The organism is Thioalkalivibrio sp. ALJ21 (assembly GCF_000378605.1).
GTDB lineage: Bacteria > Pseudomonadota > Gammaproteobacteria > Ectothiorhodospirales > Ectothiorhodospiraceae > Thioalkalivibrio.
On record NZ_KB905158.1, the window covers coordinates 208,197 to 225,818 of the forward strand.

Genomic DNA, 17,622 nt, shown 5'->3' on the forward strand with positions numbered 1-17,622 from the left:
GCCCCGAGTTCAGGTCTCGCTACAGTCGCGGCCGCACCCGATGCGGCGCCTCAGCCGGCCGGGCTGCATCCGCCTTGCGCGCCAAATGAATTGCTCGGGCCCGGGAGAGCCCGTCGGCCATTGCACTCAACACCTGGCCAGCGTCTTTAAGATATTCATCATCGGTCAGCGCCGTTGGGTTGCGTTGCCGGTTTTCGATGAGTTCAATTTGACTCCTGGCCTCTTTCTCGCTTATCAGATTTAATCCACCCCTGCGCAGAAACCAGTTGGGCTCGGCACTCACGACCCGGGGTAACCCGGCACCCAGCGGGGCATACTGATTGCAGAAATCGGCCAGTTCGCATTTCAGTGATCGGCCCTCATAAAACCCGGCAGACTCCTGCACTCGGACATGGATGGAGTCCGCGGGCTCTTTGGGCGGTACGGCGGCGTAGACGCGGGCATGCGTTTGGCGGACGGCTTCTTTCGATACCGGGATCAATTCCGGGTTCGCCGCCGCGAAAGCGGTCCCGATCGTCCATGGCCGATCAAAATCCCCTGCATTCGGGTCGCGCTCCAGGCCTTCGATCTCTCCCCAGTACACCTGGGCCATTCGGATCCAGCGGGCAGCCGCTTGCTCATGCTGTTCGGCCTTCGGACTCATGAAGGCGGCCTCATCTTCGCCGACGACGTAGTAGGTCAGTTTTTCGCAGTCTGTCATTGCATTACCTTAGAGACGCGGCCGGCGCGGGGCCGGGCGATCAACGTGACCGGCATTCTCGGCCACCTGATTCATCTCGTGGGCCTGCTCTTTATTGATCCCGGGGAGCCAGGCCTCGATGACCTTTTCGAGATCGCGTCTGTAGTGCTCTTCTTGTTCGGATTCGATCGCTCCACGGACCTTCTTGATCGCTTCGCGGGCGGCATTGACTGGAAGCAACCAGGGGGCGCGATGTGCAGGCGGCGCCTGATTGCTCGTGCTGACCACACGAGGACACCCCATCGGCGCATGCGTATTGCAGAAATCAGCAATCTCCAGGCGCTCGATCAAAACCTCTTGCTCCTGGCGATCAAAGACCAATACCTCCGTGTCGGACGTCCCCCCGCTTTCCGGGGGCTGGACCAGATAAAGCCACCGGGCTTCCTTGGCGACCGCATTCCCCTTGCTCGCGACGATCTTCGACCCCGCAACAACCGTCTCCAAATCGCCATTGGCCTTCTGAAAAGCGTCATGGAGCGTTGCCGTCCTCATGGTTTTCACCAGGCGTCGTGTCGGAGGGAAGGTGAAATCATGTTCGACCGCCAGCACCTCAGCTGCACGGATCAAACGGGCCGCGGATGCCGAGTGATCGCCGGTCTCCGAACCCACAAAGCTCCACTCCGGGGAGTGAATCCAGTACAGCGCGAGCTGATCGTTGGAGTAGGGTTCTGGCACTTTGATCTCCTATAGCCGCGGCCGATTCCTGATCGGTGAAACGGGGCTCTCATCCGCAATCGAATGCATGGACTTCGCATTCAAACGCGCGAGCCCCGGGGACCAGGTATCAATCAGGTGCTGGTTGCGGGGCTGAACAGAATCCGAATGCGCCTTTCGCTTGGCCAGATGCTCAAGGAGCCGGCGGGCGAAGGCTTCCGTCACCAACCAGGGCTCGTATTCATCCATAGTCCCCTGGGATATCCGGGCAGACACGATACGTTGCTCGGGTCCGCCATCCGGCAAGTGCGCATTACAGAAATCATCGACCGGCTCGTTCAGCAGCACCCGATCCGATTCCGCTTTCGTGACATCAAGCACTCGGATGCGCATCGGGCCCTCATCCTTTTTAACCGGAAAGAAGGTTTGGGTTCGCCTTTTGAAAGCTCCTCGCGAATAGAACCCCAGGGTTTTTCTCCTTGGCGAGGCGACCGATCTCCAAAGGGTGAACGTCCATGTAGGACTTGCTGATCTCCTGCGCAAGCCTCAGGTAACTTTGCGCAATGAGACCGTAATCGAGCCCGCTATCGGATAGGTAAGCTACGGACGATTCTGCATTCCAGAAACTTACCAAGTGGTCATTATATTGGCGGTCATGATTCACAGCCGGAGCCTCGGGCGGGCAGGGGGTGCCGGCGCTGCCTGTTCGTCCGCGCACACCCGGTGCAACTGCCCGGCTCGCGCATGGATCACCGAAGGGCCCCAGGCCTGAACCAGACCCTCGATAAGCTTCTTCTGCCGCCTTAAATGCGGCGCGTCGAGATGACCTTCACTCAGCTTTTTCTCCGCGCTCGCAACGAGGCGGCTGGCGGTATCGAGCGTCAACAAAAACGGCTCCGAAAACTCAAGGATCGACACCCCAGGCTGATAGCTGACAACGGTCGGCAGCCCCCATTCCCGTGGGGCATATTCATTGCAAAAATCCGCCAAATTGCGCTGAAAGCTCGGCATCCATCTGGCTTCACCTTCGTATATGGCAAACGAGACAGGCAAAGGGGTGTCGGTATTAGGGATGAGGACCACATGATATTGATCTGCCCTTGTTCGCCTCTCCCTCCCTTTCTGTAAAGGCTCAACCTCTGTGTTGGCCCCAAGAAAGACATTCCCAGTAGACGGCAATGCATTTTTATGTGAGCCCCATACCGATTGGGTCTTGATCCATGCCTCCAGAAAGGCGTCGCCGTCCGGGGCCAGGCGCTCCATTTCCTGCGCCATTCGAATCAATCGGGCCGCGCTATCCGCCAGGCCATTGGGGCAATGGGCATAACCGTGGGCGCCTGCCACCCGGTAATCCACAGAGAAACCCCGATCGGCTCGTTCATCCATGTCGCTAGATCCTCGGGCGAGGGCGAGCGGTCGGGCTGGGGCCGGCCACTTCTTCACTCAGCGCATCCGCCTGGTGCTTTGCCAGCGCCGCTCGCCACTTGTGGGCGAGGCGGTCATAGCGGCCGGATTTGTTGTTGCCAGGCGACAGGCGCTCCATCTCCATGAGGATCTTGCGCGCATTATCAACGGTTGCTATCGAGGCCGTATCCGCGGGGCCATCGGGGTTCGCGAATTGCGCCTCCACTAGATAGGCGTGCTTCATCTGTTTCGCATGACTGTTGCAGAAAACGACGAGACTTTGCCGCAGATCCGGGCCCATCTGGATCCAGTACCGCCCTCCGGCGTCGCGCGTGATCTCGCGAACCTGATCGAGGGCCGACGACGGCTTTTCAGGCGGCTCGGACTCGATATTGGCTCGAATGAAGGCGTAGGCAAGCCCGCCTTTTCGCCGGGACATCTCTCCGATGCCGTTGTCATCCACGGCACTCAAGGCATCGACCGCCTTGACGATCATTTTGGCCTCGGCCGCCGGACCGCAATGCGGAATCCCGATGTCGACGCCTTCGATTCGGTAATAGATCACTGGATACCCTCCCACTCCTTGGCCGGTCTCAGCTCAGCCCTTCTTTGCCCCTTCGGACTCGATCAAGGAGTCGACTCATTCTCAGCAGCTTCAGAAGACTCCCCGTCACGAAGGCGATGCTAGCGAAGGCAAACACGGAAACGAGGGCCAGATAGTTCTGCAGTCCGCCAGACAGGACGAACCCACCCCTGTGCGCCTGCAAGCTCACAGCGATCAACGCCATCACGAGAGCCAGACTCATCAGCGCGAGACCGAAGGACAGATTGACCAGGGTCTCCAGTTTCTGATTCTTGATGCTGTCTTCGCCTTCCACGAATCTTGTCTCCTCGCCAAATTCCACGAAGAGTATCATATGTGATATTCTTAACGCTCAACGATTAACCCCCGGTAGAGGCCATGCCATGCGCACACCCCTATCTCCTGATCGGCCAGATGGAGACGATCCGGCCGGCATTGGCTTTGCGATTGGCCGCCATCTTTTTCTTCTGGCAACCCTGCGCCACGGAGGCGCAGGCTTTCCACTCACCCCTCGTTATGGCTGGATGCTCGTCATCCCGCTTCTTTTGGTGGCGGTGTTTCTCGCGCATCAGCGCCATACCATCCTGGGGGGAGGGGACGCGGACCTCCTGCAGTGGTTTAACGGCTTAGTTCTGTTTACCGCAGTGATTGCCTGGCTGGCCTGGCGGCTATTGGGCTCCAACCCTCTAGGCATCGGCTGCGCATACCTACTCATCAGCATCTTCGCTGACACGCTTGCGATCGGGGGCGGTCATTTCGCGGATATCGAGGTCCTGATTTCCGTTTACGAACTGATGATGATCGGGGCGCTCTTCCTGAATGCGTACTTAGCCCGTCGATCACTCGATGAAACGAGGATCTGACTGTGGAGCCTAGCAGCCCTAATCGCGATCACGCCCTCAAGGCCGGTGACTGGTTTCAGCTCGAAACCGGCGAATACGCCGACCGAGCCTACGAGGGCCTGTTTCGCGCGCAGCGCGCATTCGATCTCACTCAGGTGGCCAACAGCTTTATGCGAGACCGGGCGGAGCGTGCGGTTCTGCACGATGAGCTGGACCCGAGAACACTCGGGGGATACGAGGCACACAAGGCCTTCTGCTCATTTCTGGAGTCCCGGGGATACGCCAAACGCCAGGAAGCACCGATCTTCAATCTCGGCAACGGGTGGGACGATTTCGCGCTGGCGACGATCACCCCATCCGAGGCCGCCCAGGAGGTCCTCCGCACGCGCCGGGATGCACTGACCCATGAGGTGGATGCCGAGGCGGTGGAGGCGGTTACGCGGCGGCGCAACCGGCTGCGACTCTAGCCGCCCGAAACCCGTGCACCTCCCTTCAGAATCCGCCGCTTCCTCACGGAAACGACAGGCCTATGACCGGCGAAACCAACGAATTGAGAGAGCGCGCCCAGGCGGGCGATGCCCCAAATCCGTCGGTACGCCCGCAGCCGCGGCTCTAACCCAAGGAGAGACATGAGCGAGTCGATCATTCGCAAAGGTGACCTGTTCGAGATCGCCGTCGAGCACGAGGAAGAACCCGCTGACACGCAGTACCTGCTGATCGCGAACCAAGACTTCAACCTCACTGAGGCCGCGGATGCGTACATGAAGGAGCGGGCACGTAAAGCGCTCGAGTCAACCGAGGAAGACTTCGATCTTATCTCGGAAAACGGAACCTCCCACGGAATGGAGTTTGGTGAGTACCTGCTCGCGTCTGGACTGAGCCGCGAAGCGGGCGCCCGCGTCTTCAGGGCCGTGAATGGTGACTTCGATTTCGCATTGTCGGGACTCACGGTTGAGGAAGCGAAACAGGCCGTTCTCAAAGAACGCCAGCAGGCGCTCTGCAAGGTTGCGGAAGAGGGGGCTTGCAGCCCTGACCAGCCTTCGCGGCCAACACGGCCGCGGATGTAGGGGCGCCATGCGCACGTCACCCCCGATCCCCCACCAGGACGATCTCCCGATGATCACCCCCCCGGGCGATCCCGGTCACACACCCTTCGCTGAGGATGACGGCAGAGTCGCCTGGCTCTTCATGCTTCGCGAAGACGCCGAGTTGATTTTGGACCCTTTCCTGTCGCCTATGGGGGCAAGGGGGCGCGAGCGCAACGCATGGAAGCTGGACACGGACCTTGGATATCGGTTCCAGCCCGATGACCTGGGCGCGATCTCGCTGTTTCGTACGCGCCACCCGGACATCCGCGCCCTTCGTGTATATCCCTCGTCCCTGGATGTGCACGACACATGGGGCCGCCTGCCAATAAAGGTTCCGTATGACCTTGTGCAGAAGTATTCCTTCCGCGCTAGGCGCCCGGTTGGAACTGATGGCGTCAATTTGGCGAGCCAAGACACGACCACTACACCCAGAATGAGCTGGCGCTGGAGCACGCGCGCGCTCCGGCAAGACCGCAATGGGCCCAACGGCTGGTGGGGGCGGGTTCTGGAATTAGGGTACCCGGAGATTGAGGACATCCCGCATCCGAGGTCGTCGCCAAAAGAGATCGCGATGAATTGGTCTCGCGCTGATCTCCCGCTCTGCCCGCGGCTCACTCACGCCGATGTCGCGCTGGCAATGGAGAAGGCTCTCGCGAAAGCCGATTCCCCCCGTGCCCGGTGCCTGCGGCGCGCGTTCGATGCAGCCCGTGCGCGCCAGGCTCGGGATCTCGCTGAGCTGGCCACGGCGCCCCCCGCGCCCGCCCGCACGAGGGCCCGGCTTTGAGCGACCAGGACCTCTATCCTCGTTTGGACGAATGCTTTGATCTCGAGGGCGCCGGGTTCGCTGCCTCGGCGCTGCGACAGGGCAGAGGGGTCGACGACTGGGTTTTTCTGCTGCGAGCGGATTTCGAAGCCCTGATCCAGCCCTACCTCATGGCAGTGGCAAACCATCAGTGGATCGCCGATCCCAGCCAGCTCGCGGAAGCACCCCACCCGCTGGACGGCCTGAGGTCGCTGGACCGAGCGGCATCCGTGTTTCGGCTCGAGGACCCGCGGGTGATGGCCATGCGTCTGACGCGCCCGGATCGCGACATTCATGCCCCGGGCCCCGTGTCTGAAATCCTCTCGAGTCTGCCTCCCATTCAGGCGAACACCATCAAGGTTCTCCCGGGAGCGTTTACCGGAGAGGACCTCTCTTTTGGCTGGAAGCGCCGACCTGCGGGCGTACATGACGACCCGAAACAGCAGCGCCTGTCCGCAAGCGCCCGAACCTCGCGCGGTCGAGCGAGCCCGGTCTTTCCGACCATCCTCGCGGACATGGCTATCCACTGGATCAACCATCACGCGAGATCCGGCTCCTTTGAGGCACACGAACTTATCGAGCACATCCAGGCGCGAGCCCCTCAATCCGCCTGCTTTAGAGGTATCCAGGAGCCCATGCAATCGAAAAGCCTCGAGCTGGAAGAGAGTGAGCCGCTTGTTGCTCGAGATCTGAGCCGACTCCGTCACCAGGCCCTCACCAACCAGGATCGTTCCAAGGCGCAGCGGTTCTGGAACTTTGAAAGCTATCTGGCCGCGCTCGAGTCTCGCTTGCTGGCCAGGGAGATGAATGCGGCCGTCGACCAGCCCCGGAATGCGCGCGCCTCGTCAAAAACGAGGTCGCGCCTGTAGCCCCCAAGGAAGAGATGCCCATGCGATTCGACCAGAGCAACAACCAGGAACCCCTAGGCGGCGCCCTCGATCTTCTTACCGAGGATGCGAACAGCTGGGCGCGAGAGCATCTGTTTTCGGCCGTGGAGTCCGTAGCGGACGGCGGGTTCGATCCGGCCATCCTGAAATCGTCCTACATGGGCGAGGTCTCATTCCCCGCGGGCGACCCCGACTCCGCCTCGGTGACTCGGTTCTTGTTCCGGCTCCCGGGCCGAGGGGATCCGGGAATGCAATCGGCATTCTTTGAGATGACGGACTTTCTTGCCGACCACGGCGTCGTCTTTAGCGCGGTCGTTTCCGGGAGCGAGCCCGACAATCACGAAGAAGAGCCGACCATTCTCACAACCGGCCGATCTCGCCCGGATCACCACTTGATCGATCACCAGGAAGATTCGGTCAAAGGCCCCGGCTCCTGCTCGTTCTGCCTCGGTGACGCGCTCGAACTCGACTTCCTCAGGCCGTTTCCCATGTCCGCAGGGGACGGGCCCGGCCTGGCCTCGCTTGCGAAAGACCGCCCAAGCACGCCGGAATCCTATTTTGGGCAATCCGACGATCCCTGCGCGATCGCCATTGTTGCCGGGATCACGCGCAAGGCAATGGCTGAGCAGGTGACTCCTGATCCGGGCGCGCACCGCTGCAGAGTCCGGATGTGACGGTGCCGGAAGAGTCCGCCCCCGGCCACCCCATGACCCCTCTGATGGAGGCCCTTTCTCGCGGGGGCGCCATACGTTACGAGGGGCGTTTTGGGCAGGTGGAGAACCCTCAGGTGAATGTCTCCCGCCTGGACGATATCGGGTGGCTTGATGGGGGCGATCTATCCCCTGGTCAGGCGGCAGCGGCGACCCGCGTTCTGGAGGCATTATTGGTCCCGCAGACCAGTCTGGCGTTGCCCGTCCTGCAGTCGCGCGGGGTGCTGCGGCTGCAAGCGGAAGACCCCTTGGATGTGTCGACCTCTGGCTGGTCGTGGGTACTGGATCACCAGACGCGCCCCGGTCGCCTCCGCAGTCACCCGCGCAGGCATTCCAGCCGCCCGATCTCTTCTATGGACCCCGCGGTTTCCGGTCTTGCGGCCGCCGCTCCGATTCAGTCCCTAGCACGCTCTGCTGGCGATCCGGATCGACTGCTGCTTCGTTTGAAGTGGCACCTTGGGTCTCGCTACAGAGAGATCTGCAGCTACCCCAATACGAGCAACCCACCGAACCCATGGGAGGTCCGTGAGCCAGCCCGTAGATTGACCGCTCTGAACACCAAGCTGGATGAAGGTCTCCGCGGCTTCTCACCCGAGACCTTCTTTGCTCGCCTGGTTGAGGCCGGCCATCTCAAGATCCCCGCGAGCATCACAACGATCCAGTCCGATACCGGCGATCCGGTTGAGGCACCGGGCACGATGGTGCTGAACGAGCTCGAGCTGCTCTTCGAAAAGGACCCCAATGGGAACCCCCTGGGGTCTGTGGTGGTGGCCTGGAAGGTCACGGAGCATGAGTCGGCCGATACCTCCAGCGTCCCGGGTCACCTCTCAATGTCCTCCGACGCTCTCGCCAAGGCGGGGGTGAAGGGGGTGGAGGAGGCCTGCCGTAGCCTCGCCATTGGGAATCGAAGCAAGGCCTTGGCCGAAACCGCGCGCGAACCGCTAAGTGGAGCCAGCCACCGCAAGAAGCGCGTTCGGTTGTGACACTACAGGCGAGGGCGCGACCTCACGGGCTCTGCCTGCTCATCGACCTGGGACTCCATCTCTTTCTTTCGCACGATCGCGAGGGAGGCCCACCAAGCGCCCGCTCGATCTAGAGAACTCTGGTGATTTACGTTTTCGGGCGGGAACTTCGCTGCGTCGAGCTCATAAGCGCGTGCTATCGCCTCGGCGGTCTCGTGCGTTGCCAATGTCACCCGATTCGGTAGGCCAGATTCGCGAGCGATCACGATGTACGGTGTCTCGTTGTGGTCCCGGTGCGCATTGCAGAACTCGTGTAGCGGGGTGGGCGCAATGTCTTCTTCCATCCCGTCCCGATTAAGGCCACGAATCCAGGGCGTTCCATCCTCTGCAACAGACACCTCGTAATTCCAGGCGGCATCCTCATGACCTTCGTGCGCTCCGCCGCTGGCCATTTCCGCATCCACGTTCCCCCGAATGAAGGCAAAGGGCAGGCCACCTTTCCGCTGCTCCCGCGCATCCGGCGCCTTCGAATTAAAGACAGTATGGGCCTCGATCATGCGCACCATCCGTAAAGCCGCCCCTGAAGGGTAGTTATCGTAATGGCAGTAGAAGGTCGTGCCTTGTATGCCGTATGTGGCCCGAGTGCCCATGCTGTCTCCTGAGATATCCGCAAGTCCGACGCTCCAAGCATCCAGGAACTCATTACTTGTTCTACGTCACCTGGATGCTCATAGGGTATCGGTTATGACGGATAGTATCCACACAAATTGCCGCTTAGAAGGATAGGATTCAGCCACTGAAGCCCGAAGATGCATGGGTTACAGGTCAATAGATCCAGCCCACTGATATGGCCGCCCCGCGCCCTATTAACTTCAATTCGTATTGTTTACGTATTGCGTTTGTAGTATAGTGTATTCATCGAAACAAGGGAGAAGGGACATGGCTGGTGGCGCGGTTATCTATTCGAAAATTGGCGAGCATCGAGGTCGGAAGCGGCTGTGGCTGGAAGGGGGGCATCTGGCTCGCGCTGGCATCGAGCCGGGGCAGACGTTTGAGCTCTCCCCGCTGACTCGCAAGCCGGGCGGGGCCGCCCAAGGCATCACTCTTTCGTTTACTCCCGCCGGCGACCGGAAGGTTTACCAGCGCAAGAGGCGGGACCGCATCTTCCCAGTGATCGATCTTAAGCATGAGGAGATCGAGAAGATCCTGGGTGGCGCCGAGCGAGTGCGCGTGGTGGTCCAGAGCGGCCGCATCGAAGTAACCCTCCACCATCACGATGCCGCCACGCGGAACCGCTCCCAGACACTGAACGGCCGGATCGAGCGGGGCCTTCCCGTGCGAATTGGGTCGCTCTGCCATGGTGGCGGCGTGCTGGACCACGCCCTGCATAGCGGCCTCAAATCAGCTGGAATCGATTCAACGCTTGCATTTGCGAACGAGGTCGATGGCCACTACTTGAGTGCCTCCTTGGAGCGCAATCCGGTCTGGAGCGACAAAAGCGTCGCGATCGAATCCCCGATGCAGGAGATCGAATGGGGGACCCTCCCGGCGATCGATCTCCTGGTGGCGGGTATCCCGTGCACTGGCGCATCCAAATCAGGCCGCACGAAAAACCGGCTCGCGAACGCCGAAGATCACGAGACCGCCGGGGCCCTCTTTGTTTCTTTCTTGGCCGCCATTCAGTCGCTCAATCCGTCTGTGGTGATCTTGGAGAATGTCCCCGAGTACGGGAACACGGTGAGTATGACGGTGATTCGCTCCGTGATGGCGAGCCTTGGGTACAGCTTGCACGAGTCCGTTCTAGATGGTTTCGAGCTGGGCGCTCTCGAGCGGCGGAAACGTTTCTGCCTTGTCGCCACGAACGAGGACATCCCGTTCGAATTCGGATCCCTTCGACCGATTCGTCAGCGCGAACAGCGGATTGCGGACGTGCTGGAGCCCATCGCCCTGAACGACCCCCGATGGAAGTCCTACGACTACCTCGCCAACAAGGAGGCGCGGGACAAGGCCGCCGGCAAGGGCTTTCGTCGGCAGCTCCTGACCGGCACCGAGTCCTCGCTCGGCACCATTGGTCGCGGCTACTACCGCGTGCGTAGCACTGAGCCCCAGATCCAGCACCCGGTCGACCCGAACCTTTCGCGCCTGCTCACCCCGACCGAGCACGCCCGGGTTAAAGCGATCCCCGAGAAGCTGATTCACGGGCTGAACCCGACCCGCGCGCACGAGATCCTCGGCCAGTCCGTTATCCATTGCGCTTTCGAGGCAGTGGGGCGTCACTTGGGGCTTGCACTGAAAACGCTGGGCGCGCAGCAGCCCCTCCCGCTGGCGCATGCCTGCTAGGGCTCTGGAGCGATCAGGAGTCCATCCCCCCGCGGGGGTGGGCCGCTCGAAGCACCGGTTGCACTGGCTGGCGCCGGCCCCGGAAATGCTCGAATGTGATGCATGACCGGATGCATCAAAAGATATGAAAGCACTTTGGAAGATTTCCTCAACTGTATGTATTCAGATCATTTATTGAGCGCTTGGCGTCAGCGCCAAGGCGCCCGGAGGACTCCCTCATGAGTAAGCCCACCCTGTCATTCTCTTGGGGCGATCTGCGCCCCCTGATTGAGCACACCCGCAAGGCGGCGAAATGGCAACCGACGTTTGCCGAGCGGATTGACTACCTGCTTCAGAGCGGGGAGGCGAAGAACGAAGACGAAGCCTTCCGGGTTTGCTCTGATCCCGAGCGCGACTGGAGTGCGGCCGGGTCGCCGGGCATTTTCCTCGTGGGCGATCGCGGCGTGTATATGATGAGCAGCGGGCTGCCGGATCTGATCGACCCGGCGAAAGGATCGCCCCATCGGCAGGTCGCCTACGCGAAAGGGGCGGACCCGGATGCCGATCCGGAGTGGTACGACCTAAAGGTCGCAACGTTTGGGGGTGACGACGGGGTCGACAAGATCCCACTGGACTTCTTTACGTCCGTTGAGGCGGAACACAGCCCCTCGGATGACGACTGGGTTCACGTCAGCTTCAGCCAGAACCGCATGGAGATCACGTTCGAGAAAGCGCGCCCGGTCAAGAAAGGGGGTCCAAGTGTTCGATGAGCGCCGGAACTACCCGCGTGTCCCCATGCCCGCCGACGTCGCGGTCGAAACACCATCCGGATTGGTCTTCTCCCTGCGGACGCTGAATCTCTCGGAGGGCGGGGCATTCCTGAGTTGGTCCCACTACGATGAAGCGGAGATCCACGCCGACATGCTGATGCTCCAACCGGAGGACCCTCTCAAGGTCCAGGTCTCTGGGGTGTTAGGCGACGGGGGCGAGCCGCCCAAAGTTCCCTCGCGAGTGGTTAGGGTGGCCGATGATGGGGTCGCTGTCCGCTTCGAGAGCGAACAAGGGGGCCTGCGGTGAGAACCACCCAAGTCGCGGGTCGCTTGCGTTCGTGCTTGAAGGCGCTACCGGCGGGCGCGCTCGTTCTATTTGCCAGCGCGTGCACGAGCCTTGACCCCGTCCATTCGGAAACGCATTCGATCGAAGGGGAGGGCCGGGATTCGCGCACCAGTATGGACGCTGGGCGCGCCCACCAGGGCGTAACAGACCCATCCGAGGTGGAGCTCATCCTCGCGATCGATCGATCCCGTCAGCCACAATCCAGCCATTCCGGGCCGAATGACCTCCAGGGGTTCTTTGTGGGCGAGCGGAGCGGTTGCTCCAGCATCTCCGTCAAGAACCGAACCTATGGGCTCATGAGTCATTACGATGTCTGCGGGGACCGCATTGTTCGGCGCCAGGAAATCGCGCCCGCGCGCCCCTCTGGCCCGTCGGATCGATCGGCCACTCGAAGCGCATTGCAGGGGGCGCTGCTATACGGGACTGGGGAATCGAGGTATCAGCGGTATCGCTATGAGGCCATCCGCCTTGGGGTATCCGATTCACAGGGGTGCATGCCGGTGGGGCTACAGATTAGTTTCGACGGGCTGCTCGTTGACCGGCAGGTCGACCGGGTTTGCATGGATTGAGGCCACCCCTGAAATTATCGGGGACACGCGGGCCAGATCGAGACATCAATAGGGGAGTTCGATGGCAGTTAACCAGGGAAGGATTATGGGGGGGCTCGAGGAGGCCGTGACGGGCCCGGATGACGAGTTCATCTACCGTTTCCTCGACATCTACGGATTTCCGCGCGCGACTGTCACGCAGCTGAAGCAGGGGACCGGCAACCGCAACGCAGCCACCGAGCCCGGCGCGGTGGCCCTGAAGCGGAAGATCTACTTCCTCCCGGTTGCGCCCGGTGACGACATCCACGCAACGCACGAAGCCCTGCTGAAGTCGGGCCGTCTGGAAAAGCACGACATCCGTTTCACCCTGGTCACCGACTTCAAGACGGTGCTCGGTTACGACCGCCGCCTGAACGACCCACTCGACTGCGGCTACACCGAACTCCACCGCAACTACGGTTTCTACCTGCCGCTGGCGGGTGTCGAGCGTGTTCGCATGCACACCGAGGCCATTGCGGACGAGAAGGCCGCGGACCGGATGGGGCGGCTGTGCGACCAGCTCCGGGACCGAAACCCAACCGAGACCCCGGACGAGATCCATCGCCTCAACGTCTTCATGGCGCGGCTGTTGTTCTGCCTGTTTGCCGAGGACACCGGGATCTTCCGGCCCCATCAGTTCACCGAGGCCTTCCTGAGCCACACCCAGGAGGACGCCTCCGACGCACACGATTTCCTGCGGGCGCTGTTCCGGGTCCTGAACCAGCCGGAAACCTCCCGCGGTGACGACGTCCCTGCACACCTGGACGCATTTCCTTACGTCAACGGCGGCCTGTTCTCGAACGATCTTCCGGTTCCCGAGATGGGCGCCCGGGCCCGACGCCTGATCCGCGATGCCGGGAAGCTCGATTGGTCGCAGATCAACCCCGACATCTTCGGCTCAATGTTCCAGGCGGTCATCGATCCCTCCCAGCGCGGAAGCCTTGGCCAGCACTACACATCGGTCAGCAACATCATCAAGGTGCTGCGACCCCTGTTCCTCGATGAGATGTACGCGGAACTGGAGAAGGCGAGGGGAAACCGGAGGCGGCTGAACCGGCTCCTCGAGCGCATTCACAGCCTCAAGGTGTTCGACCCCGCATGCGGCTCCGGGGCCTTCCTGATCATCGCCTACAAGCAGCTTCGCCGCCTGGAGATGGCGATCTTCGAGGCGATGGACGGACTGAACGGCAACGGGGCCGGTGAGCCCCTGGTGCCGGATGTTCAGAACGAGATGTTCGACCGCCCCGGGCAACAGCCACTCATGACGCAGCAGGGCCAAGGCGAAATCTTCATGTCCGGGATCCGTCTGGAGCAGTTCTACGGCATCGAGATCGACGACTTCGCCCACGAGATCGCACTGCTGTCGCTTTGGCTGGCGGAGCACCAGATGCACGCCGAGTTCGAGGAAAAGTTCGGTCATGCCGAGCCGATGCTGCCACTGAAATCCAGCGGGAACATCGTGCTAGAGAATGCTCTCCGGGTGGACTGGCGCACGGTCTGTGACCCCTCTAGCGCCGAGGTTTTCGTTTGTGGCAACCCCCCATTTCTTGGCGCCAATAGGCGCTCGGAAAGCCAAAATGCGGATATGGCGGCGGTTTTCTCGGGGTTTCGAACCTACCGCTATCTGGATTTCGTGGCCTCCTGGTTCTGGAAGGCCGCGCAGTACCTCCAGGGGACCTCGAACCATGCGGCGCTCGTGTCCACGAACTCGATCTGCCAGGGGGTCCAGGTGGACATGCTCTGGCCGCCAATTTTGGGCCTGGGCATCAAGATCGAGTTTGCCTACCAGACCTTCCCGTGGAGCAATCACGCTAAGGGAAATGCCGGCGTTCACGTCATTGTCGTGGGCTTGAGCGCCGCCCCAGGCCCGAGGCGCCTATTCCAATTGACGAACCAGGAGTGGCGCGTCTCCGAGGTCAACAACATCAGCCCCTATCTTCTAGAGGGTGGCAATACCGTCGTGCGAGGACGGTCGCGACCGTTTCAAAACGCGGCGCCTCTCGTGTACGGAAACAAGCCGACGGATGGCGGCCACTTGCTGCTGTCTCCCGCAGAGAAAAAGGAGCTGGTACAGCGCGATCCCGCGGCCGCCCGGTGGATCCGCCGACTGGTGGGCGCGGAAGAATTCCTCAATGGACAGGAGCGATGGTGCCTATGGCTCAACGATGCCGCAGAAACCGATATTGAGTCGATGCCAATGATCGCGGAGCGTACGAGAAGGGTTCGCGAATTCAGACAGAAGAGCACGAAACAACACACCCGAGACCTCGCGAACACTCCCTCCGTCTTCGGCCAGATCCGACAAAACACATTGCAGGATTATATCGTCGTCCCACGCGTAACATCGGAGCGGCGAGAGTACGCCCCAATTGGCTTTATGGATGGCTCCGTCATCGCCACGGATCTCGTCAACATCATCCCCGGGGCCACCTTCTACGAGTTCGGCATCCTCTCGTCACGCATGCACATGGACTGGCTGCGGCTGGTTGGTGGACGCCTGAAGAGCGACTACCGCTATTCCGCCAAGCTGGTCTACAACACCTTCCCGTGGCCGGCGCACACCCCCGCCCAACGCCAGGAGATCGAAGCGCTGGCGGAGGAGGTCTTGCTGTCTCGTGAGGACACCTTCGATCTCACGCTCGCGCAGATGTACGATCCCGACAAGATGCCGGATGGCTTGCGCCGCGCACATCAAGCTCTGGATGAAGCCGTGGAACGGCTCTTCCGAAAACGCCCGTTCCGCGACATGGCGGAGCGTCAGCAATACCTGCTTGCGCGCTACGCCGAGCTGGTCGAGGACGAACAGAGGAAGGGAGGCTCCTGATATGCCCACAGACCTGATCCGCGTGGAGTACGGACGAACCGGAAAGAGCGCGAAGACGAACGAAATGGGGATGCGGGAGATGCAGGCGCGCGCCTTCGAATCCCGTGACCGGCAATACCTGCTGATCAAGGCGCCGCCCGCATCGGGGAAATCCAGAGCCCTGATGTTCATCGGCCTCGACAAGCTCGTGAACCAGGGAGTAGAGAAGGCCATTGTGGCGGTGCCGGAACGCTCCATCGGATCCTCGTTCAAGGACACGGCATTGTCGGATCGCGGATTTTTCGCGGACTGGAAGGTGCGGCCGGAACACAACCTGTGCACGGCCGGCTCGGACTCGGGAAAGGTCGACGCTTTCTCGCGATTCATGGCCTCAAGGCCCAAGGCCCTCGAGGACCGCGCACTCGTCTGCACGCATGCCACCCTGCGATTCGCCTACGACCGCCTGGGCCCGGAGGCTTTCAACAGCGTTGTGGTCGCGATCGATGAGTTCCACCACGTCAGTGCCGATGAGGACAACCGCCTCGGCGCCCTGATCGACGGACTCATGCACCGGTCGACGGCCCATGTGGTGGCCATGACTGGGAGCTATTTCCGTGGCGATACGGTCCCGATTCTCCAACCGGACGACGAGGAGCTGTTCGACAAGGTCACCTACACCTATTACGAGCAACTCAACGGCTACCAGTATCTGCAGTCGCTGGGGATCGGATATCACTTCTACCAGGGGCGCTATCTCGATGCGGTGAAGGAGGTCCTCGATACCGATCGCAAGACCCTGATCCACATCCCCAGCGTGAATTCGGCCGAGTCGACCGCCGACAAGTACGGAGAGGTCGACGCCATCGTGGACGCCATCGGTGACGTGGATCACCAGGATCCAGAGACCGGTTTGCTGCATGTTCGGCGACGGACCGATGACCGCATCGTCAAGGTGGCGAACCTGGTCGAAGACGAGCTGAGCCACCGGACCCGCGTGATGGATTTCCTGCGCACGGTGTCCGAGCGCGAAGACGTGGATGTAATCATTGCACTGGGAATGGCAAAAGAGGGCTTTGACTGGCCCTGGTGCGAGCACGTTCTGACGATCGGCTACCGGCGCTCCATGACCGAGGTGGTCCAGATCATCGGGCGTGCGACCCGGGACGCCCCGGGCAAGACGCATGCGCAGTTCACGAACCTGATTGCGCAGCCGGATGCGGAAGACGACGACGTGAAACACGCCGTTAACAACATGCTCAAGGCCATTACGGTCTCGCTCCTGATGGAGCAGGTGATGGCCCCAACGTTTCGCTTCCGCCCCCGAGAGCCGGGGAACCGATTCCTGGCGGAGCCCGGCACCATTCAGATCGGCGATCCGGGAGGCCCACCGCCGAGCAAGAAGGTCCTTGAGGCCCTTAATTCGAGCGGGGACGACATCATCGCCGAGCTCCATCAGAAGCCGGAGGTGGCCACGGCTGCGATCGACCCGAGCATGGATAACGCCTACGCCAGCCAGGTGGAGCTGCCCAAAATCATTCGGCAGCGGCACCCGGATCTGTCGGAGGACGAGGTCGAGCAGGTGCGCGCCGGCATCCAGACTCAACTCAGCATCAATTCCCTGGGCGGCCTCGTGAGCGAGGAGGACCTCCCTCCGGGCGCGGAGATTGTCTCAGGGGACGACATCCCGATCCCGAACCCCGGGGAATCAAAGCCTCTCTCCGGGGATGGATATGACGAACCACCGGATGCCGACCGGCCAAAGCCACCCACGGGAGACCCCGGCGCCGGTACCCGGCAATTCGTCCAGATGGGCAATAAGTTCGTGAACATCGAGGACTTGGACCTCGACATGATTGACCAGATCAACCCGTTCCGCGGGGCGTTCGAGGTCCTCTCGAAATCGGTCACGGCTTCGATGCTCAAGACCATTCAGGACGTGGTCCGGGGGCGCCGGATCCAGATGAGCGAGGAGGAGGCTGTCGTGCTGTGGCCGAAGATCAAGGCCTTCAAGCGCGCGCATGACCGCGAACCCTCGATGCACGCCAGCGACCCCCTTGAGGTTCGCTACGCCGAGGCCCTGGCCTACATCCGCAACAAGAAGCGCGAGCGGGCACAGGCCTAACCGG

Annotated in this window: 18 protein-coding genes; 11 read left to right on the top strand and 7 right to left on the bottom strand. The window is 61.4% G+C overall.

All coding sequences use genetic code 11. From position 1 onward, the window contains the following. Nucleotides 1–19: 19 nt before the first annotated feature. The 6 genes from F579_RS0113895 to F579_RS0113925 form a co-directional block, all read right to left on the bottom strand. Nucleotides 20–700: a hypothetical protein gene (locus F579_RS0113895; RefSeq protein WP_019025354.1), complete on the bottom strand. Its 681-nt coding sequence runs from the start codon at nucleotides 698–700 to the stop codon at nucleotides 20–22. Between the two features lie 9 nt (nucleotides 701–709). Then, entirely contained in the window at nucleotides 710–1,414 is a 705-nt protein-coding gene (locus F579_RS0113900) for a hypothetical protein (RefSeq protein ID WP_019025355.1), read from the bottom strand. Nucleotides 1,415–1,423: 9 nt separating this feature from the next. Then, nucleotides 1,424–1,786, bottom strand: coding sequence for a hypothetical protein (locus tag F579_RS0113905; RefSeq protein ID WP_019025356.1), 363 nt, complete (start codon nucleotides 1,784–1,786; stop codon nucleotides 1,424–1,426). 267 nt (nucleotides 1,787–2,053) lie between these two features. After that, complete coding sequence (locus F579_RS0113915) at nucleotides 2,054–2,779, bottom strand: hypothetical protein (RefSeq protein ID WP_231365806.1); 726 nt, start codon at nucleotides 2,777–2,779, stop codon at nucleotides 2,054–2,056. Between the two features lie 4 nt (nucleotides 2,780–2,783). Next, nucleotides 2,784–3,362 carry a hypothetical protein gene (locus tag F579_RS0113920; RefSeq protein WP_019025359.1) on the bottom strand — a complete coding sequence of 193 codons (579 nt, stop codon included), beginning with the start codon at nucleotides 3,360–3,362 and terminating at the stop codon, nucleotides 2,784–2,786. A 28-nt stretch (nucleotides 3,363–3,390) separates the two neighbouring features. After that, nucleotides 3,391–3,675: a hypothetical protein gene (locus tag F579_RS0113925; protein ID WP_231365807.1), complete on the bottom strand. Its 285-nt coding sequence runs from the start codon at nucleotides 3,673–3,675 to the stop codon at nucleotides 3,391–3,393. A gap of 88 nt (nucleotides 3,676–3,763) precedes the next feature. On the opposite strand from F579_RS0113925, the gene F579_RS0113930 reads away from it, so the two are divergent. The 6 genes from F579_RS0113930 to F579_RS0113960 all read left to right on the top strand — a co-directional run bounded on the left by F579_RS0113930 (nucleotide 3,764) and on the right by F579_RS0113960 (nucleotide 8,692). Beyond that, nucleotides 3,764–4,243: a hypothetical protein gene (locus tag F579_RS0113930; protein WP_231365808.1), complete on the top strand. Its 480-nt coding sequence runs from the start codon at nucleotides 3,764–3,766 to the stop codon at nucleotides 4,241–4,243. A gap of 2 nt (nucleotides 4,244–4,245) precedes the next feature. Then, nucleotides 4,246–4,689, top strand: coding sequence for a hypothetical protein (locus F579_RS0113935; protein ID WP_019025362.1), 444 nt, complete (start codon nucleotides 4,246–4,248; stop codon nucleotides 4,687–4,689). Between the two features lie 162 nt (nucleotides 4,690–4,851). Next, nucleotides 4,852–5,289 carry a hypothetical protein gene (locus tag F579_RS0113940; protein ID WP_019025363.1) on the top strand — a complete coding sequence of 146 codons (438 nt, stop codon included), beginning with the start codon at nucleotides 4,852–4,854 and terminating at the stop codon, nucleotides 5,287–5,289. A gap of 828 nt (nucleotides 5,290–6,117) precedes the next feature. After that, complete coding sequence (locus F579_RS0113950) at nucleotides 6,118–6,981, top strand: hypothetical protein (RefSeq protein ID WP_231369427.1); 864 nt, start codon at nucleotides 6,118–6,120, stop codon at nucleotides 6,979–6,981. 20 nt (nucleotides 6,982–7,001) lie between these two features. After that, nucleotides 7,002–7,673, top strand: coding sequence for a hypothetical protein (locus F579_RS0113955; protein WP_019025366.1), 672 nt, complete (start codon nucleotides 7,002–7,004; stop codon nucleotides 7,671–7,673). A 113-nt stretch (nucleotides 7,674–7,786) separates the two neighbouring features. Continuing rightward, a complete protein-coding gene (locus tag F579_RS0113960; RefSeq protein ID WP_231365809.1) occupies nucleotides 7,787–8,692 on the top strand; it encodes a hypothetical protein in 906 nt (301 codons plus the stop codon). 2 nt (nucleotides 8,693–8,694) lie between these two features. Here F579_RS0113960 and F579_RS0113965 read toward each other — a convergent pair whose 3' ends face one another. Next, nucleotides 8,695–9,228 (bottom strand): hypothetical protein, encoded by a 534-nt coding sequence (locus tag F579_RS0113965; protein ID WP_231365810.1) that lies wholly within the window; start codon nucleotides 9,226–9,228, stop codon nucleotides 8,695–8,697. Nucleotides 9,229–9,610: 382 nt separating this feature from the next. On the opposite strand from F579_RS0113965, the gene F579_RS0113970 reads away from it, so the two are divergent. From F579_RS0113970 to F579_RS0113995, 5 genes are all read left to right on the top strand, one after another. Beyond that, a complete protein-coding gene (locus F579_RS0113970) occupies nucleotides 9,611–11,011 on the top strand; it encodes a DNA cytosine methyltransferase (RefSeq protein WP_019025369.1) in 1,401 nt (466 codons plus the stop codon). 218 nt (nucleotides 11,012–11,229) lie between these two features. Beyond that, the gene (locus tag F579_RS0113975; protein WP_019025370.1) at nucleotides 11,230–11,760 is read left to right on the top strand and encodes a DUF3085 domain-containing protein; all 531 of its coding nucleotides are present in this window, start codon (nucleotides 11,230–11,232) and stop codon (nucleotides 11,758–11,760) included. Then, the gene (locus tag F579_RS0113980; protein WP_155984987.1) at nucleotides 11,750–12,067 is read left to right on the top strand and encodes a PilZ domain-containing protein; all 318 of its coding nucleotides are present in this window, start codon (nucleotides 11,750–11,752) and stop codon (nucleotides 12,065–12,067) included. Before F579_RS0113975 ends, F579_RS0113980 begins: the two co-directional genes overlap by 11 nt. 669 nt (nucleotides 12,068–12,736) lie before the next feature. Continuing rightward, complete coding sequence (locus tag F579_RS0113990; protein ID WP_026301132.1) at nucleotides 12,737–15,517, top strand: DNA methyltransferase; 2,781 nt, start codon at nucleotides 12,737–12,739, stop codon at nucleotides 15,515–15,517. A 1-nt stretch (nucleotide 15,518) separates the two neighbouring features. After that, the gene (locus F579_RS0113995; RefSeq protein WP_019025374.1) at nucleotides 15,519–17,618 is read left to right on the top strand and encodes a DEAD/DEAH box helicase; all 2,100 of its coding nucleotides are present in this window, start codon (nucleotides 15,519–15,521) and stop codon (nucleotides 17,616–17,618) included. Nucleotides 17,619–17,622 lie beyond the last annotated feature (4 nt).